The following is a 22,785-nucleotide window of genomic DNA, read 5'->3' on the forward strand; positions in this document are numbered from 1 at the left end:
TTGATCGACGCCGTCGCACTCCCCACTCCGCATCGCCTTCGTCCCGCACGGACTTCCCCTCGGAGGACCCCCCATGCGCTCGCACCTGCTCAATGACACGACCGCGGAGCAGTACCGCCGCTCCGTGACCGAAGGTATCGAGCGGGTGGCAGCCAAACTCGCCACCACCGACCGTCCGTTCACCGGTGTCACGGTCGACGCCCTCTCCCCCCGCATCGACGAGATCGACCTGGACCGCCCGCTGCACGACACCGCGGCCGTCCTCGACGAGCTGGAGGACGTCTACCTCCGCGACGCGATCTACTTCCACCACCCGCGCTACCTCGCGCACCTCAACTGCCCGGTCGTCATCCCGGCGGTGCTCGGCGAGGCGATCCTGTCCGCCGTCAACTCCTCCCTGGACACCTGGGACCAGTCGGCCGGCGGCACCCTCATCGAGCGCAAGCTCATCGACTGGACCACCGCCCGCATCGGCCTGGGCCCCGCCGCCGACGGTGTGTTCACCTCCGGCGGCACCCAGTCCAACCTCCAGGCGCTGCTGCTGGCCCGCGAGGAGGCCAAGACCGACTCGCTCGCCAAACTGCGCATCTTCGCCTCCGAGGTCAGCCACTTCAGCGTCAAGAAGTCGGCCAAACTCCTCGGCCTGAGCGCCGATTCGGTGGTCTCGATCCCCGTCGACCACGACAAGCGCATGCAGACCGTCGCCCTCGCCCGCGAGCTGGAGCGCTGCGCCAAGGACGGCCTGGTCCCGATGGCCGTCGTCGCCACCGCCGGCACCACCGACTTCGGCTCCATCGACCCGCTGCCCGAGATCGCCGAGCTGTGCGAGCAGTTCAACACCTGGATGCACGTCGACGCCGCCTACGGCTGCGGACTGCTCGCCTCCGTGAAGTACCGGGGCCGCATCGACGGCATCGAACGCGCCGACTCCGTCACCGTCGACTACCACAAGTCCTTCTTCCAGCCGGTGAGTTCCTCCGCCGTACTGGTCCGGGACGCGGCCACCCTGCGCCACGCCACCTACCACGCGGAGTACCTCAATCCGCGCCGGATGGTGCAGGAACGTATTCCCAACCAGGTCGACAAGTCCCTCCAGACCACCCGCCGCTTCGACGCGCTGAAGCTGTGGATGACCCTGCGCGTGATGGGCGCCGACGGCATCGGGCAGCTCTTCGACGAGGTGATCGACCTGGCCGCCGAGGGCTGGAAGCTGCTGGCCGCCGACCCGCGCTTCGACGTCGTGGTCGAGCCGAGCCTGTCCACCCTCGTCTTCCGCTACATCCCGGCCGCGGTGACCGACCCCGCCGAGACCGACCGCGCCAACCTCTTCGCCCGCAAGGCCCTGTTCGCCTCCGGTGCCGCCGTCGTCGCGGGCACCAAGGTCGGCGGCCGCCACTACCTGAAGTTCACCCTGCTCAACCCCGAGACGACGGCCGAGGACATCGCCGCCGTCCTCGATCTGATCGCCGGCCACGCCGAGCAGTACCTGGGAGAGACCGTTGTCCGCGCTTCCTGAATCCACCCGCACGTATGACTTCGTGGGCATCGGGCTCGGCCCCTTCAACCTCGGCCTGGCCTGTCTCACCGAGCCCATCGACGAACTCGACGGTGTCTTCCTGGAGTCGAAGCCCGACTTCGAGTGGCACGCGGGCATGTTCCTGGACGGCGCCCACCTCCAGACCCCGTTCATGTCCGACCTGGTCACCCTCGCCGACCCGACCTCGCCGTACTCCTTCCTCAACTACCTGAAGGAGAAGGGCCGGCTGTACTCGTTCTACATCCGCGAGAACTTCTACCCGCTGCGCGTCGAGTACGACGACTACTGCCGCTGGGCCGCGGACAAGCTGAGCAGCGTCCGCTTCGGCACGACGGTCAGCGAGGTGACGTACGAGAACGATCTGTACGTCGTGAAGACCACGGCCGGTGCCGAGTTCCGCGCCCGGCACCTGGTCCTCGGCACCGGCACCTCCCCGCACTACCCGCAGGCCGTGCAGGGCCTCGGCGGCGACTTCTTCCACAACTCCCGCTACATGCAGCACAAGGCGGAGCTCCAGAAGAAGGAGTCGATCACGATCGTCGGCTCCGGCCAGTCCGCCGCCGAGATCTACTACGACCTCCTCGCCGGGATCGACGTCCACGGCTACCGGCTGAACTGGGTGACCCGCTCCCCGCGCTTCTTCCCGCTGGAGTACACCAAGCTCACGCTGGAGATGACCTCGCCGGAGTACATCGACTACTACCGCGCGCTGCCGGAGGCCACCCGCTACCGCCTCACCTCCCAGCAGAAGGGCCTGTTCAAGGGCATCGACGGCGACCTGATCAACGAGATCTTCGACCTGCTCTACCAGAAGAACCTCGGCGGCCCGGTCCCCACCCGACTGCTCACCAACTCCTCGCTGAACAGCGCCCGTTACGAGAACGGCACGTACACGCTCTCCTTCCGCCAGGAGGAGCAGGAGAAGGACTACGACCTGGAGACGCAGGGCCTGGTGCTGGCCACCGGCTACGCGTACACCGAGCCGGAGTTCCTCAAGCCCGTCAGCGACCGTCTCGTCCGTGACTCACGGGGCAACTTCGACGTCGCCCGCAACTACGCCATCGATGTGACGGGCCGGGGTGTGTTCCTGCAGAACGCCGGCGTGCACACCCACAGCATCACCAGCCCCGACCTCGGCATGGGCGCCTACCGCAACAGCTTCATCATCAGTGAGCTGCTCGGCAGTGAGTACTACCCGGTCGAGAAGACCATCGCGTTCCAGGAGTTCGCCGTATGACCTTCACCTTCCGCCCTCTCGACCCCCTGAAGGACGCCGAGCTGCTGCACCGCTGGGTCACGCACCCCAAGGCCGCCTTCTGGATGATGCAGGACGCGAAACTGGAGGACGTCGAGCGCGCCTACATGGAGATCGCGGCCGACGAGCACCACCACGCGCTGCTGGGTCTCGACGAGAACGGCGAACCCGCCTTCCTGATGGAGAAGTACGACCCGGCCCACCGCGAACTGGTCGGCCTGTACGAGCCGCTCCCCGGCGACGTCGGCATGCACTTCCTGACGCCGGCCACCGGCACCCCCGTGCACGGCTTCACCCGGTCCGTCATCACCGCCGTGATGGCGCACCTCTTCGAGGACCCGGCGGTCGAGCGCGTCGTCGTAGAGCCGGACATCGCCAACAAGGCCGTGCACGCCCTGAACGAAGCCGTCGGATTCGTGCCCTCGCACGAGATCCAGAAGCCGGAGAAGAAGGCCCTGCTGAGCTTCTGCACCCGGGAGCGGTTCCTGCTCGCGACGGGGGTGGCCGCATGACCCTCGCCGACTCCGTGGCCCACCTCTCCCCCGAACGCTGGGAGCAGGCCAACCGCCTCCTCGTCCGCAAGGCCCTCGCCGAGTTCGCGCACGAACGGCTGATCACGCCCGAGGCCACCGCCGACGGCGGCTTCGAGGTCCGCAGCGACGACGGTCTGACCCGGTACCGGTTCACCGCCGTCCGCCGCGCCCTCGACCACTGGCAGGTCGACGCCGACTCCATCTCCCGTCATCGAGACGGCGTCGACCTCCCCCTCGCCGCGCTGGACTTCTTCATCGAGCTGAAGCAGGCGCTCGGCCTGAGCGACGCGATCCTGCCGGTCTACCTGGAGGAGGTCTCCTCCACCCTCTCCGGCACCTGCTACAAGCTCACCAAGCCGCAGCTCCCGGTCGCCGAGCTCGCCAGGAGCGGCTTCCAGGCCATCGAGACCGGGATGACCGAGGGCCACCCCTGCTTCGTCGCCAACAACGGACGGCTCGGCTTCGGCATCCACGAGTACCTGTCGTACGCCCCCGAGACCGCGAGCCCGATCCGGCTGGTGTGGCTGGCCGCGCACAGGTCGCGGGCCGCGTTCACGGCGGGTGTGGGCCTGGAGTACGAGTCCTTCATCCGGGACGAGCTGGGCGAGGACACGGTCGAGCGGTTCCACGGCGTGCTGCGCGAGCAGAACCTGGACCCCGCCGACTATCTCCTCATCCCCGTCCACCCCTGGCAGTGGTGGAACAAGCTCACCGTCACCTTCGCGGCCGAGGTCGCCCGCAAGCACCTGGTGTGCCTGGGCGAGGGCGACGACGAGTATCTGGCCCAGCAGTCCATCCGGACCTTCTTCAACCGGTCCAGCCCCGGGAAGCACTACGTCAAGACGGCCCTGTCCGTCCTCAACATGGGCTTCATGCGCGGCCTTTCGGCGGCGTACATGGAGGCGACCCCGGCCATCAACGACTGGCTCGCCCAGCTCATCGAGAACGACCCGGTGCTCAAGGAGACGGGCCTCACGATCATCCGCGAGCGCGCGGCGGTCGGCTACCGGCACCTGGAGTACGAGGCGGCGACGGACCGCTACTCGCCGTACCGCAAGATGCTGGCCGCGCTGTGGCGGGAGAGCCCCGTCTCCTCCCTCCGGGAGGGTGAGTCCCTGGCCACCATGGCCTCCCTCGTCCACGTCGACCACGAGGGCGCGTCCTTCGCGGGCGCGCTGATCGAGCAGTCAGGTCTGGAGCCGACGGAGTGGCTGCGCCACTACCTGACGGCGTACTTCACCCCGCTCCTGCACAGCTTCTACGCCTACGACCTCGTCTTCATGCCGCACGGCGAGAACGTGATCCTCGTCCTCAAGGACGGTGTCGTCCAGCGCGCGATCTACAAGGACATCGCCGAGGAGATCGCGGTCATGGACCCGGACGCGGTGCTGCCGCCGACGGTCGAGCGGCTGCGCGTGGACGTCCCCGAGGACACGAAGCTGCTGTCCATCTTCACGGACGTCTTCGACTGCTACTTCCGCTTCCTCGCCGCGAACCTCGCGACGGAGGGCGTCCTGACCGAGGACGACTTCTGGCGCACGGTCGCGGAGGTCACGCGCGCGTACCAGGCGACGGTGCCGGAGCTGGCGGACAAGTTCCAGCAGTACGACATGTTCGCCCCGGAGTTCGCCCTGTCCTGCCTCAACCGCCTCCAACTGCGCAACAACCAGCAGATGGTGGACCTGGCGGACCCGGCCGGGGCACTGCAACTGATCGGCACGCTGAGGAACCCCATCGCAGGGTTCTGATCCCACAGACGGACGGGCGCCCGGGAGTACGGTCCTCCCGGGCACCCGTCAGCTTTTCAACTCCGGGCAGGGCAGCGCCGCCAGGTGCGCGGGACTGTATCAATGTGCGGCTCCGCCGCGCGGGCGCGACCAGCCCTCACGGTGCCGCAGCCGAATCACTGCCAAGGCACCCGCGGCGACCGACAGAACGAGATCCCCATCGCTTCCCATCGCGGCCCCTGCGCGGCAAGCCGCACCTTGTAGCCGTCCCAGTCATGCGTGGCCGCAGGAGACCACCACCCCAGCCGCAGGAGACCACCCCAGCTCGGCCACGCCCGCGACCCTCGGGAACGCCATGTACTCGATGTCGGCGGACGTCTGAATCGTCTCGCTCCAAAGCGGCGCCTCAACCCCCCGCACCGCCGAAGCAGGCACCCCGGCCAGATGGTCCCCGGGGTCCCAGTCGTAGGACCGCTTCACCTCGGCGTACCCCGCCCAGGACAGCCCCAAGGGAGTCCGCTCGTCGTACTTCATGTCGAGGTAGATCCGGTCGGCGGGCGCTCATGGAGGTGCCCATCGCGACCAGCGGCAGAGAACCGAGAAGGCGAAACGTTCTGTGGTGCTGTCTCACAAAACCGTCCCTTCTGTGAACCATTGAACCCCAAAAAAGGTCTGGACCACTCTCTCGTGAGACAGGTGGAACAATCCACCCCATGGCGGAAATCATCCAGAAGGACGGCACCTGGGCCTTCGACGGGGACGCACTGCGGCTGACACCGGGACGGGACAAGAACGTCAGCCTCCTCCGTAAGACCCTGGGTGAACTCGTCGTCCCCCTGGGCGCGTTGGCGGGGGTCTCGTTCGAACAGGGCAAGAAGGCCGGGCGGCTCAGGCTGCGGCTGCGGGACGGCGCCGACCCGCTGCTGCACGCCTCCGGCGGCCGCCTCACCGAGCCCCACGACCCCTACCAGCTGATCGTCGAGCCCGGCCGCTACGGCGTCGCCGAGTACTTCACCGACGAGGTCCGCAACGCCCTTCTGCTGGACCAGGTCCCGGCCGACCCGGTCACCGAGTTCCTCCTGCCGGGCCCGGCGGTCCCGCTCTCCGTCTCCGCGGGCGACGGCACCGCGAGCTTCGACGGCGAGCGGATCCGGCTGGAGTGGAACTGGAAGACGGAGGACGCCAAGGCCGCCGCCGGGGCCCGCACCCTCGCCCTCACGGACATCAGCGCCGTCGAGTGGCATCCGGCCGCAGGCCTGGAGAACGGCCACCTCCGTTTCACCGTCCGGAACGCCCCGACCAAGGCCCCGCCCAAGTACGACCCCAACGCCGTGGAGCTGTGGGGCTTCAAGAAGGACCCGCTGATGGCCCTGGTCGCGGCGGCCGTCCAGGCCCGGCTCCCGCACCCGGCCGCGGCCGCCACGGACGTACGACAGCCGGAGCCCTCCGAGGCCGCCCGCCCGCTGCCGCCCGCCGCCGAGGACGACCACGACGCGCTGCTGCGCCGACTGCGCGAGCTCGGCGAGCTGCACCGCACGGGGGTCCTGACGGAGGAGGAGTTCACCCTCGCCAAGCAGGCGATCCTGAAGCGGATGTGAGCTGCCGCACCCCAGCCCCGACACAGCTGCCCGAAATCGGGCAGGATTCTTGCGAAAGAGCCATCGGTACCCCAGGATCTACCGGGTGCACGACGAACTTGTTGATCACCTGACGCGATCCACGCCCCTCAACCGGGGCGAGGCGCTGCGGGTGATCCAGGACGTGCTCGCCTACTTCGACGAGACGACCGAGCAGTACGTCCGTCGCCGCCACCGCGAACTCCAGGCCCAGGGCCTGGTGAACGCGACGATCTTCGAACGGATCGAGGCGGACCTGAAATACCGGGCGGTGGCACCGCCGGAGCTCACCCTCCGGCAGCTGCGCCGGATCGTCTACGGCTAGGACTGCGTATATATGTGCGGAATCGTCGGATACATCGGCAAGCGTGACGTCGCGCCCCTGCTCCTGGAGGGCCTCCAGCGCCTGGAGTACCGCGGCTACGACTCGGCGGGCATCGCCGTCACCTCGCCCAAGACCAGCGGCCTGAAGACGGTCAAGGCCAAGGGCCGGGTCCGTGACCTGGAGGCCAAGATCCCGGCGCGCTTCAAGGGCACCACCGGTATCGCCCACACCCGCTGGGCCACCCACGGTGCCCCCTCCGACGTCAACGCCCACCCGCACCTGGACGCCGAGGGCAAGGTCGCCGTCGTCCACAACGGCATCATCGACAACGCCTCCGACCTGCGCCGCAAGCTGGAGGCGGACGGCGTCGAGTTCCTCTCGGAGACCGACACCGAGGTTCTCGTCCACCTCATCTCCCGCTCGCAGGCGGAGAAGCTGGAGGACAAGGTCCGCGAGACCCTCCGGCTGATCGAGGGCACCTACGGCATCGCCGTGCTGCACGCCGACTTCCCGGACCGCATCGTGGTCGCCCGCAACGGCTCCCCGGTCGTCCTCGGCATCGGCGAGAAGGAGATGTTCGTCGCCTCGGACATCGCCGCCCTGGTCGCCCACACGCGGCAGATAGTGACCCTCGACGACGGCGAGATGGCCACCCTCAAGGCCGACGACTTCCGCACCTACACGACGGAGGGCACCCGGACCACCTCCGAGCCCACCACCGTGGAGTGGGAGGCCGCCTCCTACGACATGGGCGGCCACGACACCTACATGCACAAGGAGATCCACGAGCAGGCCGAGGCCGTGGACCGCGTCCTGCGCGGCCGGATCGACGACCGCTTCTCCACCGTGCACCTCGGCGGCCTCAACCTGGACGCCCGCGAGGCGCGCCGGATCCGCCGCGTGAAGATCCTCGGCTGCGGCACCTCGTACCACGCGGGCATGATCGGCGCCCAGATGATCGAGGAGCTGGCCCGGATCCCCGCGGACGCGGAGCCGGCCTCGGAGTTCCGCTACCGCAACGCGGTCGTGGACCCCGACACCCTCTACATCGCGGTCTCCCAGTCCGGTGAGACGTACGACGTCCTCGCCGCCGTCCAGGAGCTCAAGCGCAAGGGCGCGCGGGTCCTCGGCATCGTCAACGTCGTCGGCTCGGCCATCGCCCGCGAGGCGGACGGCGGCATCTATGTGCACGCCGGGCCCGAGGTCTGCGTGGTCTCGACGAAGTGCTTCACGAACACCACGGTCGCCTTCGCCCTGCTCGCCCTGCACCTCGGCCGCACCCGTGACCTCTCGGTCCGCGACGGCAAGCGGATCATCGAGGGGCTGCGCAAGCTCCCCGCCCAGATCGCCGAGGTCATGGAGCAGGAGGCCGAGATCGAGCAGCTGGCCAAGGCCTACGCCGACGCCCGCTCGATGCTCTTCATCGGCCGGGTCCGCGGCTACCCGGTGGCCCGCGAGGCCTCCCTGAAGCTCAAGGAGGTCTCCTACATCCACGCGGAGGCCTACCCCGCCTCCGAGCTCAAGCACGGCCCCCTGGCCCTGATCGAGCCGGCCCTCCCCACGGTGGCGATCGTCCCCGACGACGACCTCCTGGAGAAGAACCGCGCGGCCATGGAGGAGATCAAGGCCCGCAGCGGCAAGATCCTTGCAGTGGCCCACCAGCCCCAGGAAAAGGCCGACCAGACGATCGTGGTCCCGAAGAACGAGGACGAACTGGACCCCATCCTGATGGGCATCCCCCTGCAACTCCTCGCCTACCACACGGCCTTGGCCCTGGGCCGGGACATCGACAAGCCCAGGAACCTCGCAAAGTCAGTGACAGTGGAGTAGTTGGCCTAGGAGACCGAGAATCTTGAAAACCCGCCCGACTTGCACCGGATTGCCCCGATCGACTTTTGCGGGCGAACCTGGGCGATCGGGGCGGCCCAAGCAAGATCTTCAGGACACTTCTAGGGGTCGGGGCCGTATCGATTTGCGGCTCCGCCGCGTGGGCGCGACCAGCCCCCACGACCCGCAGAGGCCGGACAACGGGACGGACCCCCACGTGTTGCCACCAAACACGGGGGGGTCCGTCTCTGTCGCCGGGGAGCCGCCCGCTCCCCAGCCTGCGCAGCTAGGGGGTGTTTTGAAAGTCCCGCACAGCACCCACGGCGCCCGGCACGCACCCTCGCCGCACCGGCCAAAGACCCAAGTACGTCCAGTACGAGGGCCTTCGTCCGGCACGCCGAGGGCACGCACCGAACACCGCGGGCACCGCACAGGACTTTCAAAACACCCCCTAGCCGGTGGCCGTCACGCCCCGGCCGGCAGCACGCCGCGGAACCGAAGTGGGCCAGTGAGCGAGCGCCGCGGTCGCCGCATACCAGGCAACAGCCCCCGCGGCGACGGCGAACCAGCCCCCGACCTTCGCCAGCCCGTCGTTCTCGGCGAACATCGAGATGGACAGCAGAAGCAGCGACACGAAGAACAGCCCGTACGCCCCCCGACCCAGCTGATCCCCACCCGCGAGGGTCAGCGACAGCGCCACGAGGGCGAACAGCAGCAGGAACAGTCCGGCGGCGTTCGCGGAGACCTGCGCGTCGGCGGAGACGGCCCACGTGAACCACAGCGCACCGAGCGCCGCGAAGGCCGTACCGGAGACGTTGTCGCGGTCACGGAATGCCATCAGACCGGCGACGAAGAGGGCAACTCCACCCACGTACTGGGCGATTGATACGGTGTCAGCGGCCGACACGCCGTCGATGACCTCGGTGTACCCGAGCCCGAAGGCCAACAGGGTGATACCCAGGGCGAGTCGGCCGACCACGGTGGTGATTCCGCTTCCCGCGGAGACGTCGTTGTCCACGGCGGGCTCCCTTCATGCATGTGCAGTTGTGCGGTGAGCGATATATGCCCTTCACAAAGGCACAAACACCTCTACGCGCCAGTAGATTCATACGTGAAGGAAAGAAGAAAGCCGCATCTCACCTGGGACAACGGCGAGTTACGGAATGACAACGACGGGCCGCTGCGCCCGCTTGGCGAGCCGCCCCGCGACGGAGCCGAAGATCCGCCCCACGATGCCGTGCGTGGAGCCCACCACGATCGCGTCCGCTTCGTACTCGCGGCCGACCTCTTCGAGTTCATGGCAGATGTCACCGCCACGCTCCACGAGGATCCACGGCACCTCGGCGAGATAGTCCGCACAGGCGAGCTCAAGGCCCAGCACCTCGGTGCGGTGGTCGGGGACGTCCACGAAGACCGGCGGCTCACAGCCGGCCCACACCGTGGTGGGCAGCCGGTTGGCGACATGCACGATGATCAGGCCGGAGCCGGAGCGATGGGCCATGCCGATGGCGTAGGCAAGGGCGCGCTCACTGGAGGTGGAGCCGTCGAATCCGACCACGACGCCGTGCTTGAAGGCGGGGTCGCAGGAATGACGTGTCTCTTCCGCCGCCAGGGGCTCGGCCGCCGTGGGGTCGGCGACGGGCCGCTTGCGGTCCGCGGGTTCGAAGAATTCGTGACCGGCCATGGCTGTCTCGGCGTTGTGATCCTTGTGTGGGTGGGACGACAGGGTGCGGCGGAGCTGTGTCCGGGAATCATCTTCCCAACCCCATACCCCCAAGGGTACGGCGGCACGCCTCCTTAGCCCAGGTCCCGCTACGAGCTCCGCGGGGGTTCCAGGGAGCATGCACGAGGGTGCGCCCGTAACGCAATGGTTGCTGCGCTGTACAGGCGGTTTGCACGGGATGGGGGCACGGCCGCCACGGCACCCCCTCCCCGGCGCACAGTGACCGACCGCTCGAACACGCGTTGATCCCGGTGAGCCACCGACACCGGGAGCCCGCAATGTCCGGACAGCAGCACCAGGACAGCACCACCGACGTGGTCCGCTGGGCGGCGTTCTGCTGCGTCCTCGTCCCCGTCGTCCTCCTGTGGTACGGCACCTCTCTCGCCGGCGCCACCGGCACGGCCCTGGGTCTGGCCGCCGTCACCGCGGTCTGCCGGGTCCTGCTGCGCCGCTCCGAGCGCGGCGCGGAGTGTTCGCTCGCCGAGGAACACGCCTCGCCCGCACCCCGACATGGGCGCCGTCACCGGAGTGGGACGGGCTCACATCGGGGCGGACGCCACTCCGGGGGAAATACACCGGGCGGCTGACCGGTTTCCATGCCCTCAGACGCTTCTTTTCAGCCAACTTCTCGCGACCGCGCATCCCTTGCCCGACCCACCCCCCAACCCCCGTTCGACCTGCACGGAAAGGGCCTCGAAGGTGCCGCGCACCCTACGTGGATTGGCCACTGCGACAAGGCGCACTTCCCTGCACGGCCCGTGAGTGCAACGCTTCGTGATCGAATGCTTCACGCCAAGTTGCCAAGTCGACAATGTACCGAGTGGCGAACCGGCCACTCCGGCGCGACGCGACACAGTAGATTCGATCTTGACTGTCTACGGCGGGGGACTCGTGCAGGACCGAGGGGAAACGTGCAGGAGCGACACAACCGAGGAGCCGCGACCACCGAGGGGGGCTTAGCAGTATGAGCCACGACTCCACTGCCGCGCCGGAAGCCGCGGCCCGGAAACTCTCCGGGCGACGCCGCAAGGAGATCGTCGCGGTGCTGCTGTTCAGCGGCGGCCCCATCTTCGAGAGTTCCATACCGCTGTCGGTGTTCGGCATCGACCGACAGGACGCCGGCGTACCGCGCTACCGCCTGCTGGTGTGCGGCGGCGAGGAGGGACCGCTGCGGACCACAGGGGGCCTTGAACTCAGCGCACCACATGGCCTGGAGGCGATCTCGCGGGCGGGCACGGTCGTCGTGCCGGCCTGGCGCTCGATCACCTCGCCACCGCCGGAGGAGGCGCTCGACGCACTGCGCCGGGCGCACGAGGAAGGCGCCCGCATCGTAGGGCTGTGCACCGGCGCCTTCGTCCTCGCCGCGGCAGGCCTGCTGGACGGCCGCCCCGCGACCACCCACTGGATGTACGCACCGACGCTGGCCAAGCGCTACCCGTCGGTGCACGTGGATCCCAGAGAGCTGTTCGTCGACGACGGAGACGTACTGACCTCCGCCGGTACGGCGGCCGGAATCGATCTCTGTCTCCACATCGTGCGGACGGACCACGGCAATGAGGCGGCCGGCGCGCTGGCTCGCCGCCTGGTCGTCCCCCCGCGCCGGACGGGAGGCCAGGAGCGCTACCTGGACCGCTCTTTACCGGAGGAGATCGGCGCCGACCCGCTCGCCGAGGTCGTCGCCTGGGCGCTGGAGCATCTCCACGAGCAGTTCGACGTGGAGACGCTGGCCGCGCGGGCGTACATGTCGCGCCGCACCTTCGACCGCCGCTTCCGCTCGCTGACGGGCTCGGCCCCGCTGCAGTGGCTGATCACCCAGCGGGTGCTGCAGGCCCAGCGGCTGCTGGAGACGTCGGACTACTCGGTGGACGAGGTCGCGGGCCGCTGCGGTTTCCGCTCACCGGTGGCGCTGCGCGGTCACTTCCGCCGCCAGCTCGGCTCGTCGCCGGCGGCGTACCGGGCGGCGTACCGCGCCCGCCGTCCCCAGGCCGAGCGGCCGACGGCGGACGCCGACACCGCCCCCGGTCCGGCGCCCACGCTGCACCAGGAACCCGGCCCGGTCCCGCTCCAGGCCCGCCGCACCCCGGCGACCACCACGGTGGGCTCGAACCTGGCCTCCGCCTCCTCGGACAACGGCCGGGAGACGTATCTGCCACGGGCGACCCTGCCGGGGCAGCGCAGCGGGACGTGACACCGGCCTCGGACGCCGGACGAGCTGACCGACTCAGCCCGTCCGGCGTCCGGGGCTGCGGCCGGACCTCCGCACCCGACGCGGGGCACCCAAAAGCGGACGTCAGCCGTAGGGTGGTCGCATGAACGATCGCATGGTGTGGATCGACTGCGAGATGACCGGCCTCTCGCTGTCCGACGACGCGCTCATCGAGGTGGCCGCCCTCGTCACCGACTCCGAGCTGAACATCCTCGGCGACGGTGTGGACATCGTCATCCGGCCGCCGGACTCGGCACTGGAGACGATGCCGGAAGTGGTGCGTCAGATGCACACCGCGTCCGGGCTCCTCGACGAACTCGCCGGCGGCACAACACTGGCGGACGCCGAGGCCCAGGTCCTGGCGTATGTACGCGAACACGTGAAGGAACCCGGCAAGGCCCCCCTGTGCGGCAACTCCGTCGGCACCGACCGCGGATTCCTGCTGCGGGACATGCCGAAGGTCGAGGAGTACCTCCACTACCGCATCGTCGATGTCTCGTCGGTCAAGGAGCTCGCCCGCCGCTGGTACCCGCGCGCGTACTTCAACAGCCCCGAGAAGAACGGCAACCACCGCGCCCTCGCCGATATCCGCGAGTCCATCGCGGAGCTGCGCTACTACCGCGAGGCCGTCTTCGTCCCCCAGCCGGGCCCGGACTCCGACACCGCCAGGACCATCGCCGCGAAGCACGTTCTGCCTGCTCAGTAGCGCCGGGAGGGGCCCGGGCCAGGGCCCCCGGAAAAGCCGGGCGCGAGCACCCCTTCGGACCCTGTACACTTTTTCTCGGCCGGTCGGTGAACCACCAAGGAAACCGCCGGTCATGGTGGGTGTAGCTCAGCTGGTAGAGCACCTGGTTGTGGTCCAGGATGCCGCGGGTTCGAGTCCCGTCACTCACCCTGAGTGATCAGCCGGTGACCTTGTATCAAGGTCACCGGCTGATTGCGTTACGGAGACATCGCCCATGCCCGACCCACTGCGCACCCCACGGCTCGACCTCCTGCCGCTGCGCGTCGAGCACGCCGAGGAGATGGCCGCCGTACTGGCCGACCCGGCCCTGCACACCTTCATCGGCGGCTCGCCCCTTACCCCCGAGGCGCTGCGGGCCCGCTGCGAGCGGCTCGCCGCCGGTTCGCCGGATCCGGACGTCTCCTGGTGCAACTGGGTGCTGCGGCTGCGGGCCGAGGGATGTCTGGTGGGGACCGTCCAGGCCACGGTCACCGCCCGCGCCGCGGAGATCGCCTGGGTCGTCGGCACGCCATGGCAGGGGCGGGGGCTGGCCTCGGAGGCGGCACGCGCGCTCGTCGGCCTGCTCGCCGGGCGTACCGTCATCGCCCATATCCACCCCGGCCACACGGCCTCGGCCGCGGTCGCACGGGCCGCCGGTCTCGCCCCGACCGACGCGTGGCAGGACGGCGAGGTCCGCTGGCAGCGCTCCGGCTGAAGCCGCAGGTGAGGCGTATCGTCAGCTTATGAGCCGGTCTTGAACCTGGGAGGCTCGTCATGACGTCGCGGCGGATCCGTCATCGGTGGCGGCTGCTGACGTGGCTGGTCCTGGCGTTCAATCTGGCGATGCTGCTGTGGCTGGTGGTCGCGCTGGACGCGGCGGAGCGAGACGCCGGCACCTGCGTCGGCGAACTGTGCCGGGAGGCCAACAATCCCGGCAGCTCCACCGGTACCTGGCTGGTGGTCTTCGTCTGGCTGGCGGGCGTGGTCCTGCTCGGCGCCGCCTGGCTGATCACCCACCACACCGAACGTCCGGGGCGCCGGCCCCCCAGGGGCTGGCACCGCTAGGGGGTGTTTTGAAAGTCCTGTGCGGTGCCCGCGGTGTTCGGTGCGTGCCCTCGGCGTGCCGGACGAAGGCCCTCGTACTGGACGTACTTGGGTCTTTGGCCGGTGCGGCGAGGGTGCGTGCCGGGCGCCGCGGGTGCTGTGCGGGACTTTCAGAACACCCCCTAGGGCCTGTCCGGCGGATCAGGTCGGCTCCGAGAACGGTGCATCTCAGCCGGGGCCGAGCGGGGCGATGGGGCGGCCCCGCGCGAGGTTGTTCGAGCGTGGGGGGAGCGGGCGGATGCAAGGCGGAGGCGGGAGTCGACGCGGAGCGTCATGATCCGCCGGACAGGCCCTACGGCCCGCCCTGGGAGACCACTGAGAATCTTGAAAACCCGCCCGACTTGCACCGGATTGCCCCGATCGACTTTTGCGGGCGAACCTGGGCGATCGGGGCGGCCCAAGCAAGATCTTCAGGACACTTCTAGGACGACGCCCGCTCCTCCAGCTCCGTCGCCAGCACCATCTGCCGCCGCTCAAGGCCCCGGGACACCGCCGGGCGCCGGTCGGCGATCTCCTCCAGCAGCAGGTCGATCATCCGGCGGCCCATCTCCTCGATCGGCTGGCGCACGCTGGTCAGCGGGGGGTCCATATGGCGGGCGATGGCCGAGTCGTCGTAGCCGACCAGCGCCACGTCGTCGGGGATACGGCGGCCCACCTCCCGCAGCACCTGCCGGGCCCCCGCCGCCATCACGTCCGAGCCCGCGAAGACCGCGTCCAGACCGGGCCGGCGCTCCAGCAGCGCGGTCATCGCGCGCCGGCCGCCCTCCTCGGTGAAGTCGCCGGGCTCGATCAGCTTCTCGTCCACCGTGTGGCCCGCGTCCCGCAGGGCGTCGCGGTAGCCGTCGACGCGGCGCTGGGCGCCGTAGACGTCGAGGCGGCCGGTGATGTGGGCTATCTCGTGGCGGCCCCGGGAGATCAGGTGCTCCACGGCCTGGCGGGCGCCGCCGTAGTTGTCGGAGTCCACCGAGGTGAGTGTCTCCGCGGCGGACCTCGGGCCGCTGATCACGGCCGGAATCTCCAACTGGGCGAGGAGATCGGGCAGCGGGTCGTCGGCGTGCACCGAGACCAGCAGGACACCGTCGACCCGGTGCGCCGCGAGGTACTGGGCGAGCCGGCGCCGCTCACGGTCGCTGCCCGCGAAGATCAGCAGCAACTGCATCTCGGTGTCGCCCAGTTCGGCCCCGACGCCCTTGAGCATGTCCGAGAAGTACGGCTCCGAGAAGAAGCGGGTCTCCGGCTCGGGGACGACGAGGGCGATGGCGTCGGTGCGGTTGGCGGCAAGGGCACGCGCGGCCGTGTTCGGGACGTAACCGAGCTCGGCGACCGCGGCCTCCACTGCCGCACGGGTGGCATCACTGACCCGGGGCGATCCGTTGATCACCCGGGACACCGTGCCGCGACCGACACCGGCACGCGCGGCGACCTCTTCGAGGGTAGGACGCCCACCACTCCGCCCCCGCGCTCCGTGGCTTGCCATGGGCTCCGCCTTTCGCCGTCATCTTGTCGCCGGCCTGGAATTTAACAGTCCTGTCCGTCAGTGTGACCGTCCAGCGGGGAGCGCCGCCCCCGGCCCCGGACGGATGGGCGCGCCCCCGGGGATCCAGTTAACGGCCCTATAACTGAACGCATCTCTCCGCTCCCATGCCCTTGACACCCCCGCCCGGACCGACGACTCTTCAACACATCACCTGTGGGAGCGCTCCCACGGTACCTGACACATACACATCCCGCACGTTCCCCGCCCGAGCCGCAGCGAGAACCAACGGGCCCAACAGTGCAGTTGGCCGGGGGGTCGGCACGTCAGGGCAACAGGAGGACGCAATGCGAGCACGTACCCGAATCCGCCGTAAGGCGGTTGTCCTCGCGGCGGTGGCGTCGCTGGGCACCGGGCTGCTGGCCGGCTGTGCCGACGACGGCAACGACGACGACAGCCCGTCGACCAAGGGCGGTGGCGGAAAGATCAAGATCACCCTTGGCCTCTTCGGCACCGCCGGATTCGAGGAGTCCGGTCTGTACAAGGAGTACGAGAAGCTCAACCCGAACATCGACATCCAGCAGACCGTCGTCGAGCGCAACGAGAACTACTACCCGGCGCTGCTCAACCACCTCACCACCAACAGCGGCCTCCAGGACATCCAGATGGTCGAGGTCGGCAATATCGCCGAGATCGTCCAGACCCAGTCCGACAAGCTGCTCGACCTGTCGAAGTACGGCAAGAAGAGCGACTACCTGGAGTGGAAGTGGCAGCAGGCCACCACGCCGGAAGGCCAGACGATCGGTGTCGGCACCGACGTCGGCCCGATGGCCATCTGCTACCGCACGGACCTCTTCAAGGCGGCCGGTCTGCCCACCGACCGCGAGGAGGTGGGCAAGCTGTGGGAGGGCAGTTGGGACAAGTTCGTCGACGTCGGCAAGCAGTACCAGGGCAAGGCGCCCAAGGGCACCACCTTCCTCGACTCCCCCGGCGGTCTGCTCCAGGCGGTCCTCAGCGGTGAGAAGGACCGGTTCTACGACTCCTCCGGCGAGGTCATCTACAAGACGAACCCTGCTGTGAAGGACGCCTTCGACCTGACGGCACAGGCCGCCGAGGACGGGCTGATCGGCAACCAGACGCAGTTCCAGCCCGCCTGGGACACGACGATCGCCAACAGCAAGTTCGCCGCGATGTCCTGCCCGCCGTGGATGCTCGGCTACATCAAGGGCAAGTCGAAGCCCGACGCGGCCGGCAAGTGGGACATCGCCCAGGCGCCCAAGTCCGGCAACTGGGGCGGCTCTTTCCTGACCGTGCCCAAGTCCGGCAAGAACACCGAGGAGGCCGCGAAGCTGGCCGCCTGGCTGACCGCTCCCGAGCAGCAGGCCAAGCTCTTCGGCGTGCAGGGCAGCTTCCCGTCCACCCCGGCCGCGTACGAGTCGACCGAGGTGACGAGCGCCAAGAACGACATGACCGGTGACGCGCCGATCGGCACGATCTTCGCGCAGGCCGCCGAGAACATCCCGGTCCAGACGATCGGTCCGAAGGACCAGATCATCCAGCAGGGCCTGACCGACAACGGCGTGGTTCTCGTCACCCAGGGCAAGTCGCCCAAGGAGGCATGGGACAACGCCGTCAAGACCATCGACAACGCCCTGGATCAGTGACCCGTATGACCACTGGGCACCACACCGCCGCCGCGTCCCCCGCCAAGGAGGGGGGCGCGGCCCCGGGCCGCCCGTCGGGCGGCGGTCCGGTGACCGAGCAGGAGCAGAGGCGCCGTAAACGGCTCTCCCGCCGCTGGCAGCGGGACGTCCGCTGGAGTCCCTACGCCTTCGTCTCGCCGTTCTTCCTGCTGTTCCTCGCCTTCGGCCTGTTCCCGCTGCTCTACACGGGCTGGGCCTCGCTGCACCGGGTGGAGCTGACCGCGCCGACCGACATGGAATGGGTCGGGCTGCGCAACTACACCCGGATCTTCGACGACGACTTCTTCTGGAACGCGGCCGAGAACACGCTGACCATCGGCATCATCTCGACCGTTCCGCAGCTGATGATGGCGATGGGCATCGCGCACATCCTCAACTACAAGCTGCGCGCCTCGACCTTCTACCGGGTCGCCATGCTGGCGCCGTACGCGACCTCGATCGCCGCCGCCTCGCTGGTCTTCGTGCTGCTCTTCGGCCGCGACTACGGCATGATCAACTGGGCGCTGGGCGCGGTCGGGATCGACAACATCGACTGGCAGAACGACAAGTGGGCCTCCCAGATCGCCGTCTCGACGATCGTGATCTGGCGCTGGACCGGGTACAACGCGCTGATCTACCTCGCCGCGATGCAGGCGATCCCGCAGGATCTGTACGAGTCGGCCGCGCTGGACGGGGCCAACCGCTGGCAGCAGTTCTTCCACGTGACGCTGCCCTCGCTGCGCCCGACGATCCTGTTCACGGTGGTCGTGTCGACCATCGGTGCCTCCCAGCTGTTCGGCGAGCCGTTGCTGTTCGACGCGAACAAGGGCGCCTCGGGCGGATCCCAGCACCAGTTCCAGACACTCGGCCTGTATCTGTACGAGCAGGGCTGGGTGAACCAGCATCTGGGCCGTGCCTCCGCCATCGCCTGGACGATGTTCCTGATCCTCATCGTGGTCGGGATCGTCAACTACGTCATCTCGCGCCGGCTGCGCGCCAGTAGTTAGGAGACCGGCCGTGACGACGACCCTGACGAAACCCGATGCCCCCGAGGAACGGCGGCGCGTACGGCGCCCGAAGTCGGCGCGGGCCGGCGGGCACATGCACGCGGGCCCGATCGCGTATGTGATCCTCGGTCTGTTCACCATCGGCTCGCTGTTCCCGCTGGTGTGGACGGCCATCGCGGCCTCCCGTGACAACCAGCGGCTGGCCGAGACACCCCCGCCGTTCTGGTTCGGCTCGAACCTCTTCGACAACCTCGATCTCGCCTGGAACGACGCCAACTTGGGCGAGGCGTTCATCAACACCACGTTCGTGGCCGGGGTGTCGGCGCTGACCATCGTCTTCCTGTCGACGATCGCCGGATTCGCCTTCGCCAAGCTGCGCTTCAAGGGCCGTAACGCGCTGATGCTGATCGTGATCGGCACGATGATGGTGCCGCCGCAGCTGAGTGTGATCCCCCTGTACATGATCGTCGCCGAACTCGACTGGTCCGACCAGCTCCAGGCGGTGATCCTGCCCTCGCTGGTGAGCGCGTTCGGTGTGTTCTTCATGCGGCAGTACCTGCTCCAGGCACTGCCGGACGAGATCATCGAGGCGGCCCGGGTGGACGGCGCGAGCAGTTGGCGCGTGATCTGGCATGTGGTGTTCCCGGCGGCCCGTCCCGCGATGGCGGTGCTGGGGATGCTGATGTTCGTGCAGACCTGGAACGACTTCCTGTGGCCGTTCCTGGTGCTGACCCAGAACGGCAATCCGACCGTGCAAGTGGCGGTCGCGGGCCTGGGCCGCGGCTATACGCCCGACCAGTCCCTGATCATGGCGGGCGCGCTGCTGGGCACGCTGCCGCTGCTGCTCGTCTTCGCGATCTTCGGCAAGCAGATCGTGGGCGGCATCATGCAGGGCGCGGTCAAGGGCTGAGGCCCGCACATCTTCCCGGGGGGCCGGGTCACCGCCGCCTCGGCCCCCGTCTCTCCCCCACACTCCTCCCCATTCCCCCTACCTGTTGGTCTCCACGACCTCCTATGGGAGCGCTTCCATGCCTGAGTCCGCACAGCCGGTGACCCCGGTGACCTTTCCTCCTGCCTTCCTCTGGGGCGCAGCCACCTCCGCGTACCAGATCGAGGGGGCGGTGCGGGAGGGCGGCCGTACCCCGTCGATCTGGGACACCTTCAGCCATACGCCGGGCAGGACGGCCGGCGGCGAGACCGGTGACATCGCTGTCGACCACTACCACCGCTACCGCGACGACGTGGCGCTGATGGCCGAGCTGGGCCTGACCGCGTACCGCTTCTCGGTCTCCTGGTCGCGGGTGCAGCCGACCGGCCGGGGGCCCGCGGTCCAGCGGGGTCTGGACTTCTACCGGGGCCTTGTGGACGAGCTGCTCGCACACGGCATCAAACCGGCCGTCACGCTCTACCACTGGGATCTGCCGCAGGAGCTGGAGGACGCGGGCGGCTGGCCGGAGCGGGACACGGCGTACCGGTTCGCCGAGTACGCGCAGATCGTCGGCGAGGCGCTCGGCGACCGGGTGGAGCAGTGGATCACACTCAACGAGCCCTGGTGCAGCGCCTTTCTTGGGTACGCCTCGGGTGTGCACGCGCCCGGCCGTACCGACCCGGCGGCCTCCCTGCGCGCCGCGCACCATCTGAACCTGGCGCACGGACTCGGCGCCTCGGCGCTGCGCTCGGTGATGCCGGCCCGCAACTCGGTGGCGGTGAGCCTCAACTCCTCGGTGGTCAGGTCGGTTTCAGACGACCCGGAGGACCTGGCGGCCCGGCAGCGCATCGACGACCTGGCCAACGGCGTCTTCCACGGTCCGATGCTGCACGGCGCCTACCCGCAGTCGCTGCTGACGGCGACGGAGTCGCTGACCGACTGGTCGTTCGTGCAGGACGGCGATCTGGCCCTGATCAACCAGCCGTTGGACGCGCTGGGCCTCAACTACTACACGCCGACCCTCGTTTCGGCCGCCGCGTCGGCGCCGACCGGGCCGCGGGCGGACGGTCACGGGGCGAGCGCGTACTCCCCCTGGCCGGCCGCGGAGGACGTCGCGTTCCACCAGACCCCGGGCGAGCGTACGGAGATGGGCTGGACGATCGACCCGTCGGGCCTGCACGACCTGATCATGCGCTACGCCCGCGAGGCGCAGGGCCTGCCGCTGTACATCACGGAGAACGGCGCGGCCTACGACGACAAGCCCGACCCCGACGGCAACGTCCACGACCCCGAGCGGATCGCCTACCTCCACGGCCACCTCTCGGCGGTCCGCCGCGCCATAGAGGACGGCGCGGACGTCCGCGGCTACTACTTGTGGTCCCTGATGGACAACTTCGAGTGGTCCTACGGCTACAGCAAGCGCTTCGGCGCGGTGTACGTCGACTACACGACGCTGGAACGGACCCCGAAGTCGAGCGCCCTGTGGTACGGACAGGCGGCGCGGACGGGGGCGCTTCCGGGGGTGGAGTCGGTCTGACGGGGAGCGGGGCGCGGCGCCTTGCGGGGGTGCCGCGCCCCGGTCTCTCCGGCTACTTGTAGGCCCCGAACGCCTTGGTGAAGGCGTTCTTGTCCTGGTCGACGGAGCTGCAGGTCGCGTCGGCCGCCGGCTTCGGGCCGCCGGGGCAGGCCTTGTCGCGGGTCCCGGACCACATCGACAGCCAGCCGAGGCCCTTGGACTTGGCGAAGTTCACCAGCTGGGTGGCGTCCTCGACCTTGAAGATCTCGGTGACGACGTCGTTGACGCCGATCATCGGGGTGACCGCGACGGTCTTCCAGGCGGCGCTGTCGGACAGGCCGAGGACGCCCTTGATCTGGGCCTGGGTGGCGGTGGCGGCCTGCTCGGCGTAGGTGCCCATGTCGCCGCTGTAGGCCGGGCCGTAGTCCATCGCCATGATGTTGACGGCGTCGATGCGCACGCCGTTCTTCTTGGCGTCGGCCAGCAGGTCCACGCCGGGCTGGGTCAGGCCTTCCGGCATCACCGGGAGGGTGAAGGAGACGTTCAAGTCCGGGTTCTGCTTCTGCAGCTCGGCGATGGCCTGGGCGCGGCGGGTGTTGGCCGCGCTGTCGGGCAGCGCGCCGCCCTCGACGTCGAAGTCCACCTTGCTGAGGTCATAGGCGTCCACGACCTTGCCGTACGCCGTGGCCAGCGCGTCCGCCGAGGAGCAGGTCGTCGCCAGCTCGCTGCCTGCCGCTCCGCCGAAGGAGACCCGGACGTCGCCGCCCTTGGCGCGCAGGGCGCCGATCTGCGCGGCCACCGCGTCGCTCGCCAGGTCGCTCACCCCGCCCCACTTGGGCGTGCAGCCGCCGCCGTCGGTGATGAACGCGAGATTGTAGTCCGTCACGCCGGTGGCCTCTGCGGTGGCGACCAGGTCGAAGGCCGGGTAGAGGGAGGTGTCGACGTACGGGGCGAATCCGGCGTTCGTGGGGGTTCCGCTGCCGGTGGACTCCGTGGGCTTGGCGGTGGGGGTGGCGGTTTTGGGCGGGGTGGGGGTGGGCGTGGGGGTCGCCGTCTCCGTCGGGCGGCCGGTCGGCTCCGGCGTCGCCCCTTCGTCCGGGGAGCACTTGACCCCGTCGATGACACAGCCGGTCGGGTCGCCGGAGCCGTTGACGACGAAGCCGACGGTGACGGACTCGCCGGCCGCCAGGCCGTCCTTGTCCCAGGCCGCCGGCTTCACGGTGACGCGCGCACCGCTCACGCTCGACTCGGCATTCCACAGCGAGCTCAGCTTCGCGCCCGAGGGCAGGTCGAAGGTGAGGGTCCAGTCGGCCTTCGCCGAGCCGGTGTCATTGGTGACGACGTACTGCGCGGTGTAACCGGTCGACCAGTCACTGGTCCTGGTGTACGCGGCGCCCACGCCGGCCGCCTGCGCGGTGCCGGTGAGGAAGACGGCGCCGCCACCGACCACGGCCGCGGCGACGAGTCCGCCTATCGCCTTGTTCCTGCCGCTGACCTTGCGCCGGTGGATGCTCATCGCATGCCTGCTTTCGCTGCTCACGGGGGTGGGTGTGCGGCAGCACGCTAGCGAGGCCGAATCGGGCAAACAGCCTGATCGGGAC

Annotated in this window: 20 protein-coding genes, 1 tRNA gene and 1 pseudogene; 17 read left to right on the plus strand and 5 right to left on the minus strand. The window is 69.1% G+C overall.

Annotation, left to right across the window (positions count from 1 at the left end; all coding sequences use genetic code 11):
• Positions 1-73: 73 nt before the first annotated feature.
• From desA to RMT89_RS31830, 4 genes are read left to right on the plus strand one after another with little or no spacing between them, the layout of a single operon-like run.
• Positions 74-1,516 (plus strand): lysine decarboxylase DesA, encoded by a 1,443-nt coding sequence (gene desA, locus RMT89_RS31815; protein WP_315887199.1) that lies wholly within the window; start codon positions 74-76, stop codon positions 1,514-1,516.
• A complete protein-coding gene (locus RMT89_RS31820) occupies positions 1,500-2,774 on the plus strand; it encodes a SidA/IucD/PvdA family monooxygenase (RefSeq protein ID WP_315887200.1) in 1,275 nt (424 codons plus the stop codon). Before desA ends, RMT89_RS31820 begins: the two co-directional genes overlap by 17 nt.
• Complete coding sequence (locus tag RMT89_RS31825) at positions 2,771-3,304, plus strand: GNAT family N-acetyltransferase (protein ID WP_315887201.1); 534 nt, start codon at positions 2,771-2,773, stop codon at positions 3,302-3,304. Before RMT89_RS31820 ends, RMT89_RS31825 begins: the two co-directional genes overlap by 4 nt.
• On the plus strand, positions 3,301-5,073 hold the full coding sequence (locus RMT89_RS31830) for an IucA/IucC family siderophore biosynthesis protein (RefSeq protein WP_315887202.1): 1,773 nt from the start codon (positions 3,301-3,303) through the stop codon (positions 5,071-5,073). Before RMT89_RS31825 ends, RMT89_RS31830 begins: the two co-directional genes overlap by 4 nt.
• Positions 5,074-5,228: 155 nt before the next feature.
• Here the strand turns inward: RMT89_RS31830 and RMT89_RS31835 are convergent.
• A pseudogene (locus tag RMT89_RS31835) lies at positions 5,229-5,613 on the minus strand (family 20 glycosylhydrolase); the annotation flags it as partial.
• Positions 5,614-5,765: 152 nt separating this feature from the next.
• On the opposite strand from RMT89_RS31835, the gene RMT89_RS31840 reads away from it, so the two are divergent.
• The 3 genes from RMT89_RS31840 to glmS all read left to right on the plus strand — a co-directional run bounded on the left by RMT89_RS31840 (position 5,766) and on the right by glmS (position 8,823).
• Entirely contained in the window at positions 5,766-6,650 is an 885-nt protein-coding gene (locus RMT89_RS31840; protein WP_315887203.1) for a DUF4429 domain-containing protein, read from the plus strand.
• An 85-nt stretch (positions 6,651-6,735) separates the two neighbouring features.
• Positions 6,736-6,993 carry a hypothetical protein gene (locus RMT89_RS31845; RefSeq protein ID WP_315887204.1) on the plus strand — a complete coding sequence of 86 codons (258 nt, stop codon included), beginning with the start codon at positions 6,736-6,738 and terminating at the stop codon, positions 6,991-6,993.
• Positions 6,994-7,005: 12 nt separating this feature from the next.
• A complete protein-coding gene (glmS, locus tag RMT89_RS31850; RefSeq protein WP_315887205.1) occupies positions 7,006-8,823 on the plus strand; it encodes a glutamine--fructose-6-phosphate transaminase (isomerizing) in 1,818 nt (605 codons plus the stop codon).
• Positions 8,824-9,271: 448 nt separating this feature from the next.
• Here glmS and RMT89_RS31855 read toward each other — a convergent pair whose 3' ends face one another.
• Both RMT89_RS31855 and RMT89_RS31860 read right to left on the minus strand, forming a co-directional pair.
• Positions 9,272-9,838 (minus strand): GPR1/FUN34/YaaH family transporter, encoded by a 567-nt coding sequence (locus RMT89_RS31855; protein WP_315887206.1) that lies wholly within the window; start codon positions 9,836-9,838, stop codon positions 9,272-9,274.
• A 138-nt stretch (positions 9,839-9,976) separates the two neighbouring features.
• Entirely contained in the window at positions 9,977-10,504 is a 528-nt protein-coding gene (locus RMT89_RS31860) for a universal stress protein (RefSeq protein ID WP_315887207.1), read from the minus strand.
• A 317-nt stretch (positions 10,505-10,821) separates the two neighbouring features.
• Here RMT89_RS31860 and RMT89_RS31865 point away from each other — a divergent pair, with 317 nt between their 5' ends.
• The 6 genes from RMT89_RS31865 (at position 10,822) to RMT89_RS31890 (ending at position 14,538) form a co-directional block, all read left to right on the plus strand.
• Positions 10,822-11,130 carry a hypothetical protein gene (locus tag RMT89_RS31865; RefSeq protein WP_315887208.1) on the plus strand — a complete coding sequence of 103 codons (309 nt, stop codon included), beginning with the start codon at positions 10,822-10,824 and terminating at the stop codon, positions 11,128-11,130.
• Between the two features lie 377 nt (positions 11,131-11,507).
• A complete protein-coding gene (locus RMT89_RS31870; RefSeq protein WP_315887209.1) occupies positions 11,508-12,731 on the plus strand; it encodes a helix-turn-helix domain-containing protein in 1,224 nt (407 codons plus the stop codon).
• Between the two features lie 121 nt (positions 12,732-12,852).
• Entirely contained in the window at positions 12,853-13,455 is a 603-nt protein-coding gene (gene orn / locus RMT89_RS31875) for an oligoribonuclease (protein ID WP_315887210.1), read from the plus strand.
• Positions 13,456-13,570: 115 nt separating this feature from the next.
• A tRNA-His gene (locus tag RMT89_RS31880) sits at positions 13,571-13,643 on the plus strand.
• Between the two features lie 65 nt (positions 13,644-13,708).
• Positions 13,709-14,188 (plus strand): GNAT family N-acetyltransferase, encoded by a 480-nt coding sequence (locus RMT89_RS31885; protein ID WP_315887211.1) that lies wholly within the window; start codon positions 13,709-13,711, stop codon positions 14,186-14,188.
• A gap of 59 nt (positions 14,189-14,247) precedes the next feature.
• Positions 14,248-14,538 carry a hypothetical protein gene (locus RMT89_RS31890; protein WP_315887212.1) on the plus strand — a complete coding sequence of 97 codons (291 nt, stop codon included), beginning with the start codon at positions 14,248-14,250 and terminating at the stop codon, positions 14,536-14,538.
• 460 nt (positions 14,539-14,998) lie between these two features.
• Here RMT89_RS31890 and RMT89_RS31895 read toward each other — a convergent pair whose 3' ends face one another.
• Positions 14,999-16,054: a LacI family DNA-binding transcriptional regulator gene (locus RMT89_RS31895; RefSeq protein WP_315887213.1), complete on the minus strand. Its 1,056-nt coding sequence runs from the start codon at positions 16,052-16,054 to the stop codon at positions 14,999-15,001.
• Between the two features lie 344 nt (positions 16,055-16,398).
• On the opposite strand from RMT89_RS31895, the gene RMT89_RS31900 reads away from it, so the two are divergent.
• The 4 genes from RMT89_RS31900 (at position 16,399) to RMT89_RS31915 (ending at position 21,205) form a co-directional block, all read left to right on the plus strand.
• Positions 16,399-17,715, plus strand: coding sequence for an extracellular solute-binding protein (locus RMT89_RS31900; protein ID WP_315887214.1), 1,317 nt, complete (start codon positions 16,399-16,401; stop codon positions 17,713-17,715).
• Between the two features lie 5 nt (positions 17,716-17,720).
• Positions 17,721-18,740, plus strand: a complete 1,020-nt coding sequence (locus RMT89_RS31905) for a sugar ABC transporter permease (protein ID WP_315887215.1) — start codon at positions 17,721-17,723, stop codon at positions 18,738-18,740.
• A 10-nt stretch (positions 18,741-18,750) separates the two neighbouring features.
• Positions 18,751-19,650 carry a carbohydrate ABC transporter permease gene (locus tag RMT89_RS31910; RefSeq protein WP_315887216.1) on the plus strand — a complete coding sequence of 300 codons (900 nt, stop codon included), beginning with the start codon at positions 18,751-18,753 and terminating at the stop codon, positions 19,648-19,650.
• A 118-nt stretch (positions 19,651-19,768) separates the two neighbouring features.
• On the plus strand, positions 19,769-21,205 hold the full coding sequence (locus RMT89_RS31915) for a GH1 family beta-glucosidase (RefSeq protein WP_315887217.1): 1,437 nt from the start codon (positions 19,769-19,771) through the stop codon (positions 21,203-21,205).
• A gap of 52 nt (positions 21,206-21,257) precedes the next feature.
• On the opposite strand, the gene RMT89_RS31920 is transcribed toward RMT89_RS31915, so the two are convergent.
• On the minus strand, positions 21,258-22,700 hold the full coding sequence (locus RMT89_RS31920) for a cellulose binding domain-containing protein (protein ID WP_315887218.1): 1,443 nt from the start codon (positions 22,698-22,700) through the stop codon (positions 21,258-21,260).
• Positions 22,701-22,785: the final 85 nt, after the last annotated feature.

The sequence above is a fragment of the Streptomyces sp. P17 genome, from assembly GCF_032436805.1.
GTDB lineage: Bacteria > Actinomycetota > Actinomycetes > Streptomycetales > Streptomycetaceae > Streptomyces.